17 protein-coding genes are annotated in these 18,403 nt (G+C 62.2%); 3 read left to right on the plus strand and 14 right to left on the minus strand.

Going from position 1 to position 18,403, the window contains the following annotated elements; translation table 11 throughout:
• The 7 genes from AC2FMM_RS15995 to ccoN form a co-directional block, all read right to left on the minus strand.
• The coding region (locus tag AC2FMM_RS15995; protein WP_496797085.1) for a cation transporter at positions 1 to 507 on the minus strand (507 nt) is incomplete at its 3' end.
• A gap of 4 nt (positions 508 to 511) precedes the next feature.
• A complete protein-coding gene (locus AC2FMM_RS16000) occupies positions 512 to 970 on the minus strand; it encodes a FixH family protein (RefSeq protein ID WP_496742615.1) in 459 nt (152 codons plus the stop codon).
• 3 nt (positions 971 to 973) lie between these two features.
• The gene (gene ccoG, locus AC2FMM_RS16005; RefSeq protein WP_496797086.1) at positions 974 to 2,395 is read right to left on the minus strand and encodes a cytochrome c oxidase accessory protein CcoG; all 1,422 of its coding nucleotides are present in this window, start codon (positions 2,393 to 2,395) and stop codon (positions 974 to 976) included.
• A gap of 408 nt (positions 2,396 to 2,803) precedes the next feature.
• Positions 2,804 to 3,667 carry a cytochrome-c oxidase, cbb3-type subunit III gene (gene ccoP / locus AC2FMM_RS16010; RefSeq protein WP_496797087.1) on the minus strand — a complete coding sequence of 288 codons (864 nt, stop codon included), beginning with the start codon at positions 3,665 to 3,667 and terminating at the stop codon, positions 2,804 to 2,806.
• The gene (locus AC2FMM_RS16015; RefSeq protein WP_496797088.1) at positions 3,664 to 3,849 is read right to left on the minus strand and encodes a cbb3-type cytochrome c oxidase subunit 3; all 186 of its coding nucleotides are present in this window, start codon (positions 3,847 to 3,849) and stop codon (positions 3,664 to 3,666) included. Before AC2FMM_RS16015 ends, ccoP begins: the two co-directional genes overlap by 4 nt.
• 11 nt (positions 3,850 to 3,860) lie before the next feature.
• A complete protein-coding gene (gene ccoO / locus AC2FMM_RS16020) occupies positions 3,861 to 4,589 on the minus strand; it encodes a cytochrome-c oxidase, cbb3-type subunit II (protein WP_496797089.1) in 729 nt (242 codons plus the stop codon).
• 14 nt (positions 4,590 to 4,603) lie between these two features.
• Positions 4,604 to 6,211, minus strand: coding sequence for a cytochrome-c oxidase, cbb3-type subunit I (gene ccoN / locus AC2FMM_RS16025; protein ID WP_496682869.1), 1,608 nt, complete (start codon positions 6,209 to 6,211; stop codon positions 4,604 to 4,606).
• Between the two features lie 195 nt (positions 6,212 to 6,406).
• On the opposite strand from ccoN, the gene AC2FMM_RS16030 reads away from it, so the two are divergent.
• Complete coding sequence (locus AC2FMM_RS16030) at positions 6,407 to 7,246, plus strand: universal stress protein (protein WP_496797090.1); 840 nt, start codon at positions 6,407 to 6,409, stop codon at positions 7,244 to 7,246.
• A 44-nt stretch (positions 7,247 to 7,290) separates the two neighbouring features.
• Here the strand turns inward: AC2FMM_RS16030 and AC2FMM_RS16035 are convergent, their stop codons facing one another.
• Both AC2FMM_RS16035 and fnrL read right to left on the minus strand, forming a co-directional pair.
• Positions 7,291 to 7,545: a GlsB/YeaQ/YmgE family stress response membrane protein gene (locus AC2FMM_RS16035; protein ID WP_496682874.1), complete on the minus strand. Its 255-nt coding sequence runs from the start codon at positions 7,543 to 7,545 to the stop codon at positions 7,291 to 7,293.
• Between the two features lie 101 nt (positions 7,546 to 7,646).
• Positions 7,647 to 8,390, minus strand: a complete 744-nt coding sequence (fnrL, locus tag AC2FMM_RS16040; RefSeq protein WP_496682877.1) for a transcriptional regulator FnrL — start codon at positions 8,388 to 8,390, stop codon at positions 7,647 to 7,649.
• Between the two features lie 61 nt (positions 8,391 to 8,451).
• On the opposite strand from fnrL, the gene hemN reads away from it, so the two are divergent.
• Both hemN and AC2FMM_RS16050 read left to right on the plus strand, forming a co-directional pair.
• Entirely contained in the window at positions 8,452 to 9,807 is a 1,356-nt protein-coding gene (gene hemN / locus AC2FMM_RS16045) for an oxygen-independent coproporphyrinogen III oxidase (protein ID WP_496797091.1), read from the plus strand.
• A gap of 211 nt (positions 9,808 to 10,018) precedes the next feature.
• On the plus strand, positions 10,019 to 11,947 hold the full coding sequence (locus tag AC2FMM_RS16050; protein ID WP_496797092.1) for an elongation factor G: 1,929 nt from the start codon (positions 10,019 to 10,021) through the stop codon (positions 11,945 to 11,947).
• Here AC2FMM_RS16050 and AC2FMM_RS16055 read toward each other — a convergent pair.
• The 5 genes from AC2FMM_RS16055 to AC2FMM_RS16075 all read right to left on the minus strand — a co-directional run bounded on the left by AC2FMM_RS16055 (position 11,944) and on the right by AC2FMM_RS16075 (position 18,311).
• Positions 11,944 to 13,521, minus strand: a complete 1,578-nt coding sequence (locus AC2FMM_RS16055) for an ABC transporter ATP-binding protein (RefSeq protein WP_496797093.1) — start codon at positions 13,519 to 13,521, stop codon at positions 11,944 to 11,946. The two genes, AC2FMM_RS16050 and AC2FMM_RS16055, sit on opposite strands and share 4 nt — an antisense overlap.
• The gene (locus tag AC2FMM_RS16060; protein WP_496797094.1) at positions 13,518 to 14,624 is read right to left on the minus strand and encodes an ABC transporter permease; all 1,107 of its coding nucleotides are present in this window, start codon (positions 14,622 to 14,624) and stop codon (positions 13,518 to 13,520) included. The genes AC2FMM_RS16055 and AC2FMM_RS16060 overlap by 4 nt, the downstream gene beginning before the upstream one ends.
• Positions 14,625 to 15,719 (minus strand): microcin C ABC transporter permease YejB, encoded by a 1,095-nt coding sequence (locus AC2FMM_RS16065; protein WP_496710696.1) that lies wholly within the window; start codon positions 15,717 to 15,719, stop codon positions 14,625 to 14,627.
• 1 nt (position 15,720) lies between these two features.
• A complete protein-coding gene (locus AC2FMM_RS16070; RefSeq protein ID WP_496680457.1) occupies positions 15,721 to 17,631 on the minus strand; it encodes an extracellular solute-binding protein in 1,911 nt (636 codons plus the stop codon).
• Positions 17,632 to 17,801: 170 nt separating this feature from the next.
• A complete protein-coding gene (locus AC2FMM_RS16075; RefSeq protein ID WP_496680455.1) occupies positions 17,802 to 18,311 on the minus strand; it encodes a c-type cytochrome in 510 nt (169 codons plus the stop codon).
• Positions 18,312 to 18,403 lie beyond the last annotated feature (92 nt).

Consider the following 18,403-nt stretch of genomic DNA (forward strand, 5'->3'; position numbering starts at 1 on the left):
GTTTTCGAAAAAGGGCTGGGCCGAGAAGGCGATCGCCGGCAGTGTGATCGCCGCCGAGATCCAGTGGAACATGTCGCGTGTCGCGTCCGTGGCCCCGGACCAGACCGACACCGACAGCAACATCACGTTCATCGAGGCAAAGCCGGCAACCGCCAACCGCATCAGCAGATCGCGCCCGGCCTTGTCGGTCTGGGTGGCGGACAGCGCGCCGGCGTCCAACTCGTGCGCCTCGTATCCAACCCGTTCGAGCACCGGGATCAGATCGGCGGCACGCAGATTCGGTGCGGCCTTGATCAGCGCCCGCTTCAGCGTCAGGTTCACGCGCGCGTCCTGCACGCCGGTCACGGCGTTCAGGGCCTGCTCGACATTCGCGATACAGGCTGAGCAGTGAATGCCGGGCAGCGACAACGCGATCTGTGCATCCGGCGGAACCGGACGGGCCGCATCAGCCGGGGCGGCAATGCACCCGGGACAGGCTGCAGCAGTCGGCGTGATCTGCCCGCTCATCGGATTACCCCTTCACATACAGCGGAATGCGGCGGGAAAACTCGGCTCCGTCATGGTCACGCGCCACCAGCCGGATGTTCCAATTGCCCGTGGCCAGAGTCGCCGGGGCGGAATAGGCCACACCGTCAAAGGTGAAATCCGGCGTGAAATCGTCGCGCACATGGGTGGCACGCCCCACGACGGCCTGCAATTCGGCCACGCGCACCGGATCGCCCTGCGCGTCGGTGATGCGGAGGATCAACAGCCCGCCCTTGGTCTCAGCCGTGGCGTCCCAACCCAGCGCCTGCTGTTCGCGCAGACGTTCGTTGAACTCCTGGCTGGCCACGTACGAGTTCTTGACCTCGAGTCCCGGGAACGTCTTGACCGCGCTGTAGGCCAGAACGAGGTTGACCGCGATGATGACGCCAAACGCCCCCACGAATACGGCCAGAGCATGTTTGCCGGTGAATTGCCGTTCGCTCATGTCTCAGTTCCCCCGCCCATTGAAAGTGCTGTCCTTGTAGGCCCGCTCGCCGCTGGCCAAATCCTCGACCCAGATGCGGACTGGTGTCGTGTCCGCCGCCGCCGGAGCCGAATCCTTGTCGGCGACAATATACACGCGCGTCAAATGCGCGGTATCGGCCGGGACGTTCACGGTATCCAGCGGCGTACCTTCGATCTGCAGCTTCATCGCGGGATCGCCCACCAGCGACAGCTTGAACAACCGGTCCTCGCCGTGCTTGTTGCGCAGCCGCACGTCATAGGTATTGCGGATTGAGCCGTCGGACATGGTCACGAAGGTCGGGTTGCGCACCGGCGCCACCGTCAGGTCGATGTCCGACCGGATGAACAGGGCGAACAGCAGGGCAACCCCCACCGCCGACCACAGCGACGAATACAGGATCGTGCGCGGACGGAAGATATGCTTCCAGATGCTCTTGGGCGGCTGCCCCGCGCGTTCGCGTTGTTCATCGCTGAGCGCCATGTAGTCGATCAGGCCACGCGGCTTGCCGACCTTTTCCATCATTTCATCGCAGGCATCGATGCACAGGGCGCAGGTGATGCATTCCAACTGCTGCCCGTCGCGGATATCGATTCCGACCGGGCAGACATTGACACAGGCGTAGCAGTCGATGCAGTCGCCCAACCCTTCGCGGTTCTTGCCCTTGCCGCGGGGCTCGCCACGCCATTCGCGATAGCCGACGACCAGCGTGTCCTCGTCCATCATCGCGGCCTGAATGCGCGGCCAAGGGCAGGCATAGATGCAGATCTGTTCGCGCGCGAAGCCTCCGAAGAAAAAGGTCGTGCCGGTCAGGATCAGCATCGTCGTATAGGCGATGGGGTGGGCATTGCCGGTGACCAGATCGCGCGCCAGCGTCGGCGCGTCGGCAAAATAGAAGACCCAGGCCCCGCCGGTGGCCAGACCGATCAGAAACCAGGCCGTCCATTTCGTCAGGCGCAGGCGGGCCTTGCGGAAATCAAGCTTTTTCTGCCGGTGCAGGCGCAGCCGGGCGTTCCGGTCGCCCTCGATCCAGCGCTCGACCAGAATGAACAGATCGGTCCAGACCGTCTGCGGGCAGGCATAGCCGCACCACACGCGCCCAAGCGCCGAGGTGAACAGGAACAGCCCGAGACCAGCCATGATGAGCAGACCCGCGACGAAATAGAATTCGTGGGGCCAGATCTCGATCCAGAAGAAGTAAAAGCGCCGGTTCGCCAGGTCCAAAAGCACCGCCTGGTCCGGCAGGCTGGGACCGCGGTCCCAGCGGATCCACGGTGTCACATAATAGATGCCCAGCGTGACGGCCACGATGATCCACTTGAGGTTCCGGAACTTGCCCGACACGCGTCTGGGGAAGATCGGCTCTCGGGCGGCATAGAGGCTGGGGGCGGGATTGGAATCGCTCACGGGCTGGCTCCGGATCAGGCTGTTTTCTGGCGACTTGTTCCAGATCATGAACGCGTCAACTTTGACATGGGTCAAAAGCACATCGTACAGGCATCTTTTGTCACACCTGACACCCGACTCTATTGCATCGCCGATATTTCGACGAAGAATTTCTGCCGATTTGAGCCATCATCGCGCCGAATCTGGCACTATTTCAAGATAGGCGCGAACCGGTCTGATACCACCATCGACGAAATGCCGCAGGCAGCCCGGGTGGTGCGCGCAACTGCCGCGCCAAATTCTGGACCGGCGCCGTGACACGCACTAGGTTTGGAAAAATGGTGCCGGCTGTTCAGGAAACGCGCGAACAGATGGAACAGCCGGCACCTAGGCCTTCGGGCGGCGAACCGCCCGAAGGTGTTCTTGTATCTACTGACCGCCGCCCAATTGGTGGACATAGGCGGAAACCGCGCGGATCTGCGCTTCGGTCAGGCGGTTCTGCCAGGCGGGCATCACGCCGAACCGGCTGTAGGTCACGGTTTCGGTCAGAGTCTTTTCATCCCCGCCATACAACCAGATCGCATCGGTCAGGTTCGGAGCGCCCTGGGTCACGTCGCCCTTGCCGTCCTCACCATGGCAGGCCGCGCAGTTGTCCTCGAACACGACCTTTCCGGCCTGGGCCGCCGCATCGTCGGTCTGGGCGCCGCTCAGCGACATCACATACTGGACGACCTGAGTGATCTCTTCGGGTTCAAGGATTTCTCCGAAGGCCGGCATCTCGGAATAGCGGGCTTCGTCGCTTTCCTCGTTCCGAATACCATGTGCAACGGTGTGGACGATGTCCTCGAGGGTGCCGCCCCACAGCCAGGCGTCGTCAAGCAGGTTGGGGAAGCCTTTGGCCCCCTGCGCGCCCGAACCGTGGCACTGCGCACACCAGGTGCGGAAGACCGCGCCGCCCGCGTTGACCGCGTATTGCTGCAGGTTGGGATCCTTCGAGATATCCTCGAGCGGAGTCGCGACCAGGGCTGCGTTCAGCGGAGCGTTGCGCTCTTCGAACTCGACGATCTCCTGCTGGACGTTGGCCCGCGTGGACCAGCCCAGCACACCGGCGGTCGCCGACTGCACCAACGGCCAGGCGGGGTACAGGATCGTATAGATCACGCCCCAAACTATCGTGGCGTAGAAGGTCCACAACCACCAGCGCGGCATCGGATTGTCGAATTCCTCGATGCCATCCCAGCTGTGGCCCGTCGTCTTGGGATCACCCGGCTGCTTTTCTGGTGTCTTGCTCATTTCCGCGCCTCCTGAGATGTGGCCGGTTTGTCTTGATGCCGGAAGGGAATGTTTGCGGTGTCCTTGTATTCCTTCGTGGCGCCGGGACGGAAAACCCAGATCACGACGCCGATGAAGAAGGCAAACAGGACCAGCAGCATCCAGCTATCGGCGAATTGCCTGAGAATTGTGTATTCTTCCATCACACCCTCCGTCAGCGGCTGGCGACCGGGGTGAAGGTCGAGAAATCGACCAGCGTTCCCAGCATCTGCAGGTAGGCGATCAGCGCATCCGCTTCGGTCAGCTCGGGCTGGCCGTCAAAGTTGCGCACGTTCACCTTGTCGCCATAGCGCTCCAGCAGACCGTCATAGTCGCTGTCGGGATCGGCCTGGGCGCGGAAATCGGCCACGGCGTTCTCCAGCATCTCGTCGGTATAGGGCGTTCCGACCGCGGCGTTCGCCGCCATGATGTCGCCGATGTACTTTCCGTCCAGCTTGCGCCGTTCGAGGAAGCCATACTTCGGCATCACCGATTCCGGCACCACCGATTGCGGATCACGCAGATGGTCCACGTGCCACTGATCCGAGTAGCGACCACCGACGCGCGCCAGGTCGGGTCCGGTGCGTTTCGAACCCCACTGGAACGGGTGGTCATACATCGACTCGGCCGCCAGCGAATAGTGGCCATAGCGTTCGACCTCGTCCCGCATCGGGCGGATCATCTGGCTGTGGCAGACATAGCAGCCTTCGCGGATGTAGATTTCACGCCCCGCCATCTCGAGAGGGGTGTAGGGCCGCATGCCCTCCACCTTCTCGATGGTGTTCTCAAGGTAGAACAGCGGGGTGATCTGCACGATGCCACCGATGGTCACGACCAGAAAGCTGAAGATCAGCAGGAGGGACGCGTTGGTCTCGAGGATCTTGTGTTTGTCGAGAATTGCCATTGCTCCGGCCCTCCTTATTCAGCCGGGACCGCGACGGTCAGGCTGGCCTCTTTGGCCGGCGCCTTCCGAACGGTCATCCACAGGTTGTAGCACATGATCACCGCACCCGCGACGTACAGTACGCCGCCCAGCGCACGCACCACGTACATCGGGAACTTGGCGGCCACCGTGTCGGCGAACGAGTTCACCAAGAAGCCGTTGGCGTCCACTTCACGCCACATCAGACCTTCCATGATGCCGGTGACCCACATCGACGCGGCGTAGAGCACGATGCCGATGGTGGCGAGCCAGAAGTGCCAGCTGACCATCTGCAGCGAGTACAGGCGCTCACGTTTCCAAAGAACCGGCACCAGGAAGTACAGCGCACCAAAGGTGATCATGCCGTTCCAGCCCAGCGCACCCGAGTGCACGTGGCCGATGGTCCAGTCGGTGTAGTGCGACAGCGAGTTTACCGCACGGATCGACATCATCGGGCCTTCGAAGGTGGACATGCCGTAGAAACCGACCGAGATGACCATCATGCGGATGACCGGGTCGGTGCGCAGCTTGTCCCATGCGCCCGAGAGCGTCATCAGACCGTTGATCATGCCACCCCACGAAGGCATCCACAGCACGACCGAGAACACCATGCCCAGCGTCGAGGCCCAGTCAGGCAGCGCGGTGTAGTGCAGGTGGTGAGGACCGGCCCAGATATAGATGAAGATCAGCGCCCAGAAGTGGATGATCGACAGCTTATAGCTGAAGACCGGGCGTTCGGCCTGTTTCGGGATGAAATAGTACATCATGCCCAGAAAGCCTGCGGTCAGGAAGAAGCCCACGGCGTTGTGGCCGTACCACCACTGGATCATCGCATCCTGCACGCCCGACCAGACGATCACGGATTTCGAGCCCCAGATGCTGACAGGCAGGGTCATGTTGTTGACCAGGTGCAGCATCGCCACGGTCACGATGAAGGACAGATAGAACCAGTTGGCCACATAGATATGCGGCTCTTTCCGTTTCACGATCGTGCCCAGGAACACGGCCAGATAGGCCACCCAGACGATGGTCAACCACAGATCGACATACCATTCCGGCTCGGCATATTCCTTGGACTGGGTGCCGCCCAGCACATAGCCGGTCGCGGCCAGCACGATGAACAGCTGATAGCCCCAGAACACGAACCAGGCGAGGTTTCCGCCCCATAGCCGTGCCGCGCTGGTGCGTTGCACCACGTAGAAGGACGTGGCGATCAGCGCGTTGCCGCCAAAGGCGAAGATCACGGCCGAGGTGTGCAGCGGACGCAGACGGCCAAAGTTCAGGTATCCTTGGGCCCATTCGAAATTGAGCACCGGGAAAGCCAGTTGAAATGCGATGAACGTACCCGCGAGGAATCCGACGACGCCCCAAAAGGCGGTTGCGATCACGCCATAGCGGATCACGCCGTCCATGTATTCCCCCGAGCGATCGACAAGAATGTCGGGCTCGTCGGTGTTGCGAAGCGTCCAGATGAACAGGCCACCGGCGATCAGCATCACCAGTATCGCATGCACCTGATACGCCAAATCCCGCGCATAGTTGGCCCCGATCGCTGCGAACAGCGTGACCAGGCCAAGCGCGATCAGCTTGATGTAATTCGACATATTGCGTCCCTTTGCCATGCCGCACGCGATTCTCTTGCCGCGCGCGGCTTTTTTGACTGCCTGCTGTATCGGCCAACCGCGGGCCCTACTGCTTTGATCTGTATCAAGACAATAGAGTGAAAACTGTGACACGCATAACCAAATGAATGACCTGCTCGAAACCGCCGCACCGAGCAATGGAACAATGAGGTCAAGATGGCTTACAAATCGCTTCTCTCAGTCGTGACGGAAACAAAATTCGCAAAAAAGGCGCTGGAGCAGATGGCTGCTTTGGCCGAAGCCCAGGATGCCCATGCCGAAGCGCTGTGTCTGGGCGTCGATCGCAGCCAGACCGGATACTACTATGCCGGGGCCAATGCGTTGATCTTGCAGGAAACCCTAAACCGGGCCAATGCCGAGGCTGAGGAGAACCTGAAATTCGCCGAAGAATTCCTGGGCAAGTCCGGCGTGCGCTGGTCGGCCGAAAGCGGCGTCGCGCAGATCGCAGATCTTGGCCGGCATGTCGCCCACAGGGCCCGATTCTCGGATCTGGTGGTGCTGCCGCAACCCTATGGCGAAGGCCGGGGCGCCGAGGCCGAGCCCATCATCGAGGCCGCGATGTTCGACGGCCACGCCCCGGTTCTGGTGGTGCCGGATAACGCGGAAATCGTGTCTCGGCCGCGCACCGTTCTGATCGGGTGGAACGAAAGTGTCGAGGCGATGCGCGCTATCCGGTTCGCCCTGCCGTTCCTGATGGCGGCGGATCTGACCCGGATCGTCGTGATCGATCCGCCGACCCACGGCCCTGATCGGTCGGACCCGGGCGGGCTGTTGTCGCAAATGCTGGCCCGGCACGGGGTGAGATGCGAAATCGACGTGCTCAGCAAGACGATGACCCGCGTGTCGGACATTCTGAACCGCCATGCCGATGACACCGCGGCCGACATGATCGTCATGGGGGCCTACGGACATTCCCGCTTCCGCGAGGCCATTCTGGGCGGCGCCACGCGGAACATGCTGGAAAAATCCGCCGTGCCGGTTTTCATGGCGCATTGACGGGAAACAGGGTCGGCCGCCTCGGGTTGGGGCGGCCCACTGGCTCAGACCTTCTTGACCAGCCCGATCAGGAACAAAAGGATCACCGCCCCGATCGTGGCGAAGAAGATCGACGAGAAAATCCCGCCGCCTACGGAAAATCCAAGCGCCGGAAAGATCGTCCCCGCCAGAAACGCCCCGACGACACCGACGATGATGTTGCCGACCAAGCCAAACCCGCGGCCGGACATGATCTTGCCCGACAGCCAACCGGCAATCGCGCCGATGAACAACATCGCTAATATACTGCTGAATTCCATGACCGCTCCCTGACTTGGGTTGATGCGCCCTTAGTTAGAGCACGGACGCGCCTTGGCGTCACGCATCAAGATCGCCGGGCACTGTGCTGTCAGATATGCCCTCAGACCAGAAAGCCGCCATCAGCGTCGTCGCCGGCTTCTTCCATCAGGCGCCCGATATCCGGCACGGTGACGTGGCGCTTGCCTTCCAGCAGGATCACCTCGTCCTTTTTCAGGGCCGATATCTGACGGCTGACCGTTTCCAGCGTCAGACCCAGATAGTCGGCCATCGCCTCGCGCGTCAGCGGCAGATCGAACACGATCGGTCCCGAAAGCCCCTTTTGGCTGACCGAGGCGTCCCGACGGGCAATGATCGACAGCAGGCTGGCGATCTTCTCGCGCGCGGTCTTGCGGCCCAGGACCAACATCCATTCACGCGCGGCGTCCAGTTCGTCCAGCGTCATCTGCAGCAGACGCTGCGCGATATGCGGCGTTCTGTTCATCAAGTCTTCGAACGGTTTCTTGCGGAAACAGCACATGACCACGTCGGTCGTGGCCACCACGTCATAAGGCGCCGACTCGCGCCCCGGGCGGCCGACGAAATCGCTAGGCAGCAGCAAGCCCACCATCTGGGTGCGCCCGTCCTCCATGGTTTGCGTCAACGATGCAATTCCAGACACCACCGAGCCGACGAAATTCATCTGGTCGCCCGACCAGATGATCGTCTGCCCCGCCTCGAAGCTGCGATAATACTTGATCTCTTCCAACGCGACCAACTCGTCCGCGTCACAGCGCGCGCATACCGCTCGGTGACGAATTGGACAGTCTTCGCAGTTCGAATGGTCAACGAGTGTAGTCAGGGTCATGCGCGCGTCCACTTGATCTCGGTCAAGGTCTTCTGGTTTCCGAGCCTATACCGGTGTCGCCATGATAGTAAAACCTCAATTGGCAAAGCTTGGACTATTTGACGCGAAGGTACCGCGTTATACCAGCTATCCGACCGCCCCCCACTTCAGCAATGACGTGGGGCCCGACATGTTCAGCGACTGGATTTCCGCCATCCGGCCGGGCAGTTCGATCTCGCTCTATGTTCATGTGCCGTTCTGCCGCCGGCTGTGCTGGTTCTGCGCCTGCCGCACCCAGGGCACCCAGACCGACATCCCGGTCATCGCCTATGTCGATGTCCTCAAGGCCGAACTGGACCTGCTGGCCGCGCGCCTGCCCAGCGGGGTGACCCTGTCGCGCCTGCATTGGGGCGGGGGAACGCCCACGCTGCTCAACCCCGACCTGATGCGCGAACTGGCCGCGCATATTCTGGGCATCGTCCCACTTGGACCCAACGCGGAATTCTCGGTCGAGATCGACCCCAACGAGGTGGACGCCGCCCGTCTTGACGCGCTGGCCGAAGCCGGGATGAACCGCGCCTCGATCGGGATTCAGGATTTCGATGACGAGATCCAGAAGAGCATCGGGCGCATCCAGAGCTATGACACCACCCTCGAGGCGATCGACATGATCCGTGAGCGCGGCGTGCCCAGCCTGAACGCTGACATCTTGTACGGACTGCCGCACCAGACCAAGGCGCGGATGACCGAAAGCGTGCAGAAGCTGCTGTCGCTAAGCCCCGACAGGGTGGCATTGTATGGCTATGCGCATGTACCGTGGATGGCGAAACGCCAGCAGCTGATCCCGTCCGACGCCCTGCCGACGCCGGAACAGCGGCTTGAGCTGTTCGACACCGCCCGCCGTCTGTTCCTGTGGGACAATTACGAAGAAATCGGCATTGACCATTTCGCCACCAAGGATGATGGGCTGACCCACGCGCTGAAAGCCGGACGGCTCAAGCGGAACTTCCAGGGCTATACCGACGATCAGGCCGAGGTTCTGATCGGCGTCGGAGCCAGCTCGATCTCGCGCTTCCCACAGGGTTATGCGCAGAACGCACCGGCCACTTCGGCCCATACCAACGCGGTGCGCGAAGGCCAATTCTCGACCGCGCGCGGGCATCTGTTCAAGGGTCAGGACATCCTGCGCGCCCGCCTGATCGAGGCCCTGATGTGCGAATTCCGCATCGACACGGCCGAGATCCTGCGGGACCACGACATCTCGGCGGCCGAACTGACGACGATGTACCAGCGCGCCAATGACACCTTCGACGGGTTGTTGCAGATCACCGATAACGGGCTGTTCATCCCGCCCGAAGCGCGCGCGTTGACCCGGATGATTGCCCGGACCTTCGACGCCTATGACCTGAGCAAGGCGGGCCACAGCTCGGCGATCTGACGGCAGGCGTCAGGCCGCAACCCGGCCGGTCGCCACAATGCAAAAAAGCGGGGGGTTGACGCGTGCGGTGGCTTTTCCCCACACTCGGAAGGCGGGCGGCAGGCCGCCCGACCCCGAGGCAGGCCATCATTCAGACAGACTCGCCGGCGCATCCGCGTTCGACAGCTCCTTTCGTGCAACCACTCTGCAACTTGACGAAGGGACAGCACCCATGCGCGTTTTTACCGTCCTCGGCCCCAGCCAATCGGGCAAGACAACCCTGGTCGAGGCCATCAGTCGCCTTGATGGCCGGCCCACCACATTCGACCTGTCCGGAACCGTGCATCTGCACGGTTTTTCTTATCTGGACGAACCGTGGTGCGCGATCGACGTGGATGGCGGGGGCGATGCGCTGGCCTATGCCGGACCCGCCATGGCCATTTCCGACGCGGCCGTGGTGGTGGTTCCGCCGGACCCGGACGCGGCGGTTCTGTGCGCCCCCTACCTGCGGCTGGTCGAGGAGGCGGGCATTCCCTGCTTTCTGTTCATCAACCGGATGGACAACCCCAACGGCCGCATCCGAGACATCGTCGCCGCACTGCAGACCTATTGCAGCCATCACATTACCCTGCGGCAAGTGCCGATCCGTGAAGGCGAAACCATTATCGGGGCCGTCGACCTGATCTCGGAGCGCGCTTGGAAATATCAAGAAGGTCAGCCCTCGGCGCTGATCGAACTGCCGCAATCGGTTGCGGATCGCGAGGCCGAAGCCCGCACCGAACTGCTCGAGACCTTGTCGGATTTCGACGACCACCTGCTCGAGCAGCTGATCGAGGACAAGCAGCCGCCCAGCGCCGAGATCTATGACTTGGCCGCGCAGGTGTTGCAGAACCACCAGTTGATCCCGGCCTGTCTGGGCGCGGCCAGCCATGGCAACGGGCTGACCCGCCTGATGAAGGCCCTGCGGCACGAGGCGCCCGAGTTCGACATCGCCGCCGACCGCGACGCGGCGCCCGAGGCCGCCCGCGCCATCACCGGTTTTGCCGACGTCAAGAAGCACATCGGCAAGATCATCGTCCTGCGGGGGCTGGGCGACGGGATCAAGGCGCATGATCCGCTGGGCGGCGAAACCGTTGGCAACCTGACCGCGCTGGATGCCAAGACCCAGATCGACGGGCTGAAGGCCGGCGAGATCGGGCTGGCGGTAAAATCCGATCACCTCAACCCCGGCAATGTCTATGACAGCAGCGACTCCACGCCGCTGCCGGATTGGGCCACGGCGCATCCGGTCGCCTATCGGCAGGTTGTGTCGCCAGCCCATGAACGCGACGACGTGCGCCTGTCCAACGCGCTGTCCCGGCTGGTCGAGATCGACCCGGGCTTGACGCTGGAACAGGACGAGCTGAGCGGCCACGCCGTTCTGGGCTCGCAGGGGCCGCAGCACATGCGGCGGGTGGTCGCCAAGCTGGCCGAGGATTTCGGGATCGAGATCGAGACCTCCCCGGTCGAGACCGCCTATCGCGAGACTATCCGCGCCGCGGTCGAACACCGGCACCGCCACCGCAAGCAATCCGGTGGCGCGGGGCAGTTCGCCGATGTGGTGATCTCGGTCGCGCCGCTGCCGCGCGGATCAGATTTTCAGTTCGAAGAGGTGGTCAAGGGCGGCGCGGTGCCCAAGAACTATATCCCCTCGGTCGAACAAGGCGCGGTCGATGCATTGGCGCAGGGCCCCGAGGGCTTTCCAGTGGTGGATGTGAAGGTCACGCTGCATGACGGCAAGCATCACAACGTGGACAGTTCCGATTTTGCCTTCCGGACGGCCGGAAAAAACGCAGTCCGCGAGGCCCTGCCGCAGGCCAAACCCGTCGTGTTGCAGCCGATCCTGAACGCCGAGATCCATGTTCCGTCGGCCTTCGTGGGCGATCTGGTGCCCACGATCAGCTCGCTTCAGGGGCAGGTCCTGGGGTTCGAGGGCAACCCGAACGCGCCGGGCTGGGAGATCTTCAACGCCCAGCTGCCCGCCGTGGCTGAGGACGAACTGCACCGCACGCTGGCCAGCGCCACACGCGGTACCGGCTGGGTCAAGCTGCAGTTCGACCACTATGAAGAGCTGCGCGGCCCGCTGCCCAAATCGGCGGCGCGCGAAGAGGCCAACGCCTAACCCGCCGCAGCGATCAGTTCGCGGGTGTAGTCATCCTGCGCGTTGACGAAGAGGTCTTCGGCAGCGCCCATCTCGACCACGTCTCCGTTGCGCATGACGATCACCTTGTGTGACATCGCCCGCACCACCTTCAGGTCGTGGCTGATGAACAGGTAGGCCAGCCCGTATTTCTTCTGCAAGTCGCGTAGCAGTTCGACGATCTGCACCTGAACCGTCATGTCCAGCGCGCTGGTGGGTTCATCCAGCACCAGCAGCTTGGGCCGCAGCACCATGGCGCGGGCAATCGCGATGCGCTGGCGTTGCCCGCCCGAGAATTCGTGCGGGTAGCGGTCCATGGCCGCCGGGTCCAGGCCCACCTCGGTCATCACCTCGGCCACCAACTCGCGCGGGGCACGGTGCGGGTCGACCTTGTGGATCGCCAGACCCTCGGCGATGATCTGCTGGCAGGTCATACGCGGGCTGAGGCTGCCGAACGGGTCCTGGAACACGATCTGCATGTCCTTCCGCAGGCGGCGCAGTTCACGCGTGGACCAGCGGCGCACATCCTGCCCACGGAAGGTGATCCCGCCCTCGGAAGCGATCAGACGCATGATCGCAAGCGCAAGCGTGGTCTTGCCCGAGCCGCTTTCGCCCACGATCCCTAAGGTCTCGCCTGCCCGCACGCTGAGCGTAGCGTCGTTCACCGCCTTCACATAGCCGACCGTGCGTTTCAGGAACCCGCGCTGGATCGGGAACCAGACCTTCAGATGCTCGGTCCGGGCCACTTCTTCGGCCGCGGGGTCTATCGGATCGGGAATGCCTTTGGGTTCGGCCGCCAGCAGCTTGCGGGTATAGGGGTGCTGAGGGTTGTCGAAGATCTCGGCCACCGGGCCGGTCTCGACGATCTCGCCATCCTTCATCACGCAGACCCGGTCGGCGATGCGCCGCACGATGCCCAGATCATGGGTGATGAACAACATCCCCATGTTTTCCGATTTCTGCAGCTCGACCAGCAGCTCGAGGATCTGCGCCTGAATGGTCACGTCCAGCGCGGTGGTCGGCTCGTCCGCGATCAGGATGTCGGGCTGATTGGCCAGCGCCATGGCGATCATCACCCGCTGCCGCTGTCCGCCGGACAGCTGATGGGGATAGGCGTCCAGCCGTTCCTCGGGGTCGCGGATGCCGACCTTGTTCAACAATTCGACGATCCGGGCGCGCGCCGCGTCGCCCGTCAGCCCCTGGTGCAGGGCCAGCGATTCCGCCATCTGCTTCTGGATCGTGTGCAGCGGGTTCAGCGAGGTCATCGGCTCCTGAAAGATGAAGCTGATATCGTTGCCGCGCACCTCCATCAGACGCTGCTCGGAGGCGCCGATCATCTCTTGACCGTCATAGGTGACCGATCCTTCGACGATTGCGCTGTCGCCCAGCAGCGACACGGTCGACAGCGCGGTGACCGATTTGCCCGAGCCGGATTCGCCCACCAGCGCCACGGTTTCCCCGCGATCGACATGGAACGACACGCCCCGAACCGCCGTGGTCACCTGCCCGTCCTGGCGGAACGAGACCCTGAGGTTTTTCACATCCAGCAAGCTCATGAGAAGGTCTTTCGCGGGTCGAACGCGTCACGCACGCCTTCGAAGATGAAGACCAGCAGCGACAGCATGATGGCAAAGGTGAAAAAGGCGGTGAAGGCCAGCCATGGGGCCTGCAGGTTCTGCTTGGCCTGCAGTGTCAGTTCGCCCAGCGAGGGCGCCGAGGACGGCAGGCCGAAGCCCAGAAAATCGAGGCTGGCCAGCCCCCCGATCGTGCCGGTCACGATGAAGGGCATGAAGGTCAGCGTGGCCACCATCGCGTTGGGCAGCATGTGGCGGAACATGATCGTCAGGTTGCCCACGCCCAGCGCCTTGGCCGCGCGCACATATTCCAGGTTGCGGGCGCGCAGGAACTCGGCCCGCACCACGCCCACCAGCCCCGTCCAGGAAAACAGGATCATCAGGAACACCAGCAGCCAGAAACTTCGCCCCAGCACCGCGAACATGATGATGATGACGTAAAGCGAAGGCGTCGCTGACCAGATCTCGATGATGCGTTGGAAGATCAGGTCCAGCCAGCCGCCGAAAAAGCCTTGCAGCGCGCCGGCGAATATACCGATCAGGCTGGCCGCACCGGTGACGATCAGGGTGAACAGGATCGACAGGCGGAAGCCATAGATGACACGCGCCAGAACGTCGCGCTTGGTGTCGTCAGTGCCCAGCAGGTTCTGCCCGTTAGGCGGCAGGGGTGCTGCGCCGGGGCGGTCGACGCTGGTGTTGTAGGAATAGGGGATCGGCGGCCAGATCGCCCAGCCCCGCTCGAAACCTTCGGCCTGGAATGTTCCCGCTTCGATCTGTTCGATGATGCCTTCGGGGTCGTCGAAACACTCCTCCAGCCCGCCGCTGTCGATCAGGCACTGAACCTCGGGATCGCGGTAAATCGCCTCGGTCTCAAAATCGCCGCCGAACTCGGTCTCGGGGTAGAAATTGAAGATGGGCGTGTAGAACTCGCCCCGGTACTTCACCAGGATCGGTTTGTCATTGGCGATGAATTCCGCAAACAGCGACAGGCCGAACAGCACCGTGAAGATTATCAGCGACCAAAAGGCCCGGCGGTTGCGGCAGAAATTGCGCCAGCGGCGCTGGTTCAGAGGAGAAAGTGCCATTTACCCCTCGCGTTTCTCGAAATCGATGCGCGGATCGACCAGCACATACATCAAGTCGCTGATGATGCCGACGACCAGCCCGAGCAGACCGAAGATGAACAGCGTCCCAAAGATCACCGGATAATCGCGCGCCACCGCGGCCTCAAAGCCCAGACGGCCCAAACCATCCAGCGAGAATATCGTCTCGATGATGATCGACCCGCCGAAGAACACGCCGATGAACACCGCCGGAAAGCCGGCGATCACGATCAGCATCGCATTGCGGAATACGTGGCCGTACAAAACCCGCCGTTCACTCAGGCCCTTGGCGCGGGCAGTCATGACGTATTGCTTCTTGATCTCGTCCAGAAACGAATTCTTGGTCAGCAGCGTCAGCGTGGCAAAGGCCGAGATTGTCAGCGCGATGGTCGGCAGGGCGATGTGCCAGAAATAGTCGGCCACTTTGCCCAGCAGGCTGAGGTCTTCCCAATTATCCGAGGTCAGCCCTCTGAGCGGGAAGATCTGCCAGTAGGACCCGCCCGCAAACAGAACCAGCAGCAGGATCGCGAACAGGAAGCCCGGAATGGCATAGGCCACGATGATGGCCGCGCTGGTCCAGGTGTCAAAGCGTGAACCATCCTTGACCGCCTTGCGGATGCCCAGCGGGATCGAGACCAGATAAGCAATCAGCGTCGACCAAAGGCCCAGCGAGATTGAGACCGGCATCTTTTCCAGCACGAGGTCAATCACCGAAACCGAGCGGAAGTAGCTTTCGCCGAAATCCAGCGTCAGATAGTTGCCCATCATGTTCAGGAACCGCTCGATCGGCGGTTTGTCGAACCCGAACTCTTTCTCCAGTTCGGCGATGAATTCCGGCGGCAACCCGCGGGCGCCCACGTATTTGTCATCGAAGACGCCGCCGCCGGGTTCGGCACCGGCCCCGGCATCGCCCGATCCGGCAAAACCCGCGAACACATCGCCCTGCCCTTCGATTTGGGCGATGATCTGTTCGATTGGCCCGCCAGGCACGAACTGCACCAGCGTGAAGTTGACGATCATGATGCCCAGAAGGGTCGGAATGACCAGCAACAGGCGTCTAAGGATATAGGCGCCCATATTACCGCAACGCGCCTGCCGCTTTCAGGGCCGCTTCCTTTTCGGGGTTGATCCACCACAGATCCAGATAACCCAGCGAATAGGGCGGCAGCTGTTCGGGATATTCATACATGTCGTAGTAGGCCGTCCAGTATTCCGCGATGTACCCGTCGGGGATGATGAAGAACTCGTACCGCAGGGCCCGGTCAAGCGCCATCAGCGCCGCGTCCTGCTCGGTCTGGTTGGTCGTGGCGAAAGACGCCTCGATGATGGCGTCCACCAGGGGGCTGGCAAGTCCGGCCGGGTTGAACAGGCTGAACGCGGCCTCTTTGGAGCCGTACATCTGGCTCAGCCCGCCGCCGGTGGACAGGAAAGCGCTGTAGCGGGTGGAATACACCATGTCGTAGTCACGTTCGCGGCTGCGCAGCGTATATTGCGCCGGGTCGACCTTTTCCGCCGTCGCGTCCACGCCGATGGCCTGTAGGTTCTGCACGAAGGTCTCGATCATCGTGGCCGTCGAGGTCGGCAGGTTGGAGGGGTACGGGATGTTCACCCGCAAGGTTTGACTCTGGGCGTTGCGGCGCACGTTGCCCTCGCCCACGGGCCATCCGGCCTCGTCCAGCAGCTTCGCGGCCTTGCGCAGGTTGCGCCGGTCGTTCAGCCGTGCCGGGTTCGATTGATGCACCGTTTCCACCGGCTGGGTGAGCAGTTCCGGCGGCACCACGTCGCCCAGCGACTTCAGAAACTCCAACTCGGGACCCTGCGGGACATCCTTCGCCTCGAGCGGGGTGCCTTCGATGAAGGAATCACGCGGCGAGTTCAGACCGTACAGGAGCGATTCATTGGCCCATTCGAAATTAAACGCCAGCGCCAGCGCCTTGCGCACATTCTTGTCGGCGAATTGCGGGCGCGCCAGATTGAACACGAAACCGGACGGATTCGGCGGACTGCCGTCGGGGATCGCATCCTTCACCACATAGCCCTGCGCGACCTTGGGAAAATCATACCCGGTCGCCCACAGCTTGGGGTCGCTCTCGATGCGGAACGTGTATTCGCCGGCCTTGAACGCCTCGAAGGCCGCGGTCTGATCCGCAAAATACTCGACCCGGATGCTGTCATAGTTGAACCGCCCTTTGTTGAACGGCAGGTCCTTGCCCCAATAGTCGTCGCGTCGCTTGTAGACGATGCGCCGGTTGATGTCGTAGCTGTCCAGCTTGTAGGGTCCCGACCCCACGGCGACCTCAAGCCGCGGCTCGTCCAGGCGACGCGACGGGTCGGCCTCGAACCAGGCCTTCGAAAACACCGGGGTGGACCCCACCGTCTCGATACGGCTGCGGGCGGTCAATTCAGGATTGAAGGTGAATTTCACCGTGTGGGTGTCCAGAGCTTCGGCGCCAGTGACCATGCGGCCCACGGCCTGCGCATAGGATGGCAGGCCCTGCTCGATGAACAGGCGGTGGCTGTAGACGACATCCTCGGCCGTGACCGGTGTGCCGTCCCAGAAGGTCGCCTCGGGGCGCAGATGGAAGATGACCCAGTTGCGGTCGGCGTCATATTCCAGACTTTCGGCCAGCACGCCGTAATACTGGCCAATGCTGTCATCCGAACTGTCGATCAACCGGTCGTATTGCAACGTGGTCAACGCACCGGCCCGCCCCTTGCGGGAATAGGGGTTGAGCGAATCAAACGTCCCCGACGCCGCCAGCGACAGCTCGCCCCCCTTGGGCGCATCGGGGTTCACATAGTTCAGATGCGCATAGTCGGCCGGATAGTCCAGGTTGCCGAAATACGAATACCCGTGGCTGCGGATGATGTCGCCCTCATCTGCCACGCCCGGCACTGTCTGCAGCGCCATGATCGCCGCCGAAAGCCCCAACGCTGACGCCCAATGCCGAATACTCAGTACACGCGCGCCAGGTAAAACGGGTTTCATGCAGGTCATCCTTCGCGTTCGTCTCGGTTCCATGTCTGTCCACGCTAGCTAACGGGCCAGCGATGGCAGTTGCAAGTTTAGACTGCGTGAGCGCTTTGTGAAGATTTGTTGAGACGAAAAAAGCCGCTGCACATCGGCAGCGGCTTTCGCAAGTCACGGACCCTGACCAATCAGCCGCCGATCGTCTGCAGATAGGCGATCAGATCGGCACGGTCTTCAGGTTTTTTCAGGCCCGCAAAGCTCATCGAAGTGCCTTGGATATAGCCTTTCGGGTTGGCCAGGAAGGCATCCAGTTCCTCGGGCGTCCAGTTGCCGCCATGCGACTGCATCGCGGCGGAATACCCGCCGAACCCTTCGGCCGATGCGATCGGACGGTTCACGACGGCGTACAGGTACGGGCCGGTGCCGTTCGCGCCCTTCTCGAGCTTGTGGCAGGCCGAGCACTTGCGGAACACCTTGGCTCCCTTTTCAGGATCGGCCGCGGCCAGCAGATCGGCAAAGACCACTTCTTCGCCGTCAGCGCTTTCGCCGGCGCTTTCCGTTTCGATCACATAGGCGGCCATTTCACCATGCGCGTCCGTGCTATACAGAACGTCAGCCCCCCATTTCGCCAGGAGGAAGAAAAGAAAGGCACCGAACAGGCCGGCTGCGGCCTTGGTAACTGTCATCGTGTCAAACATTGATCGCGAGTCCATTTCAGCTGTCTGCGGGGTGTCTAAGGCTTCCCCTTGCAAGAGGCAAGGTATAGACACCGCGACCAAACGCCCAATTC

This window comes from Ruegeria sp. BHSC043, from assembly GCF_059612985.1.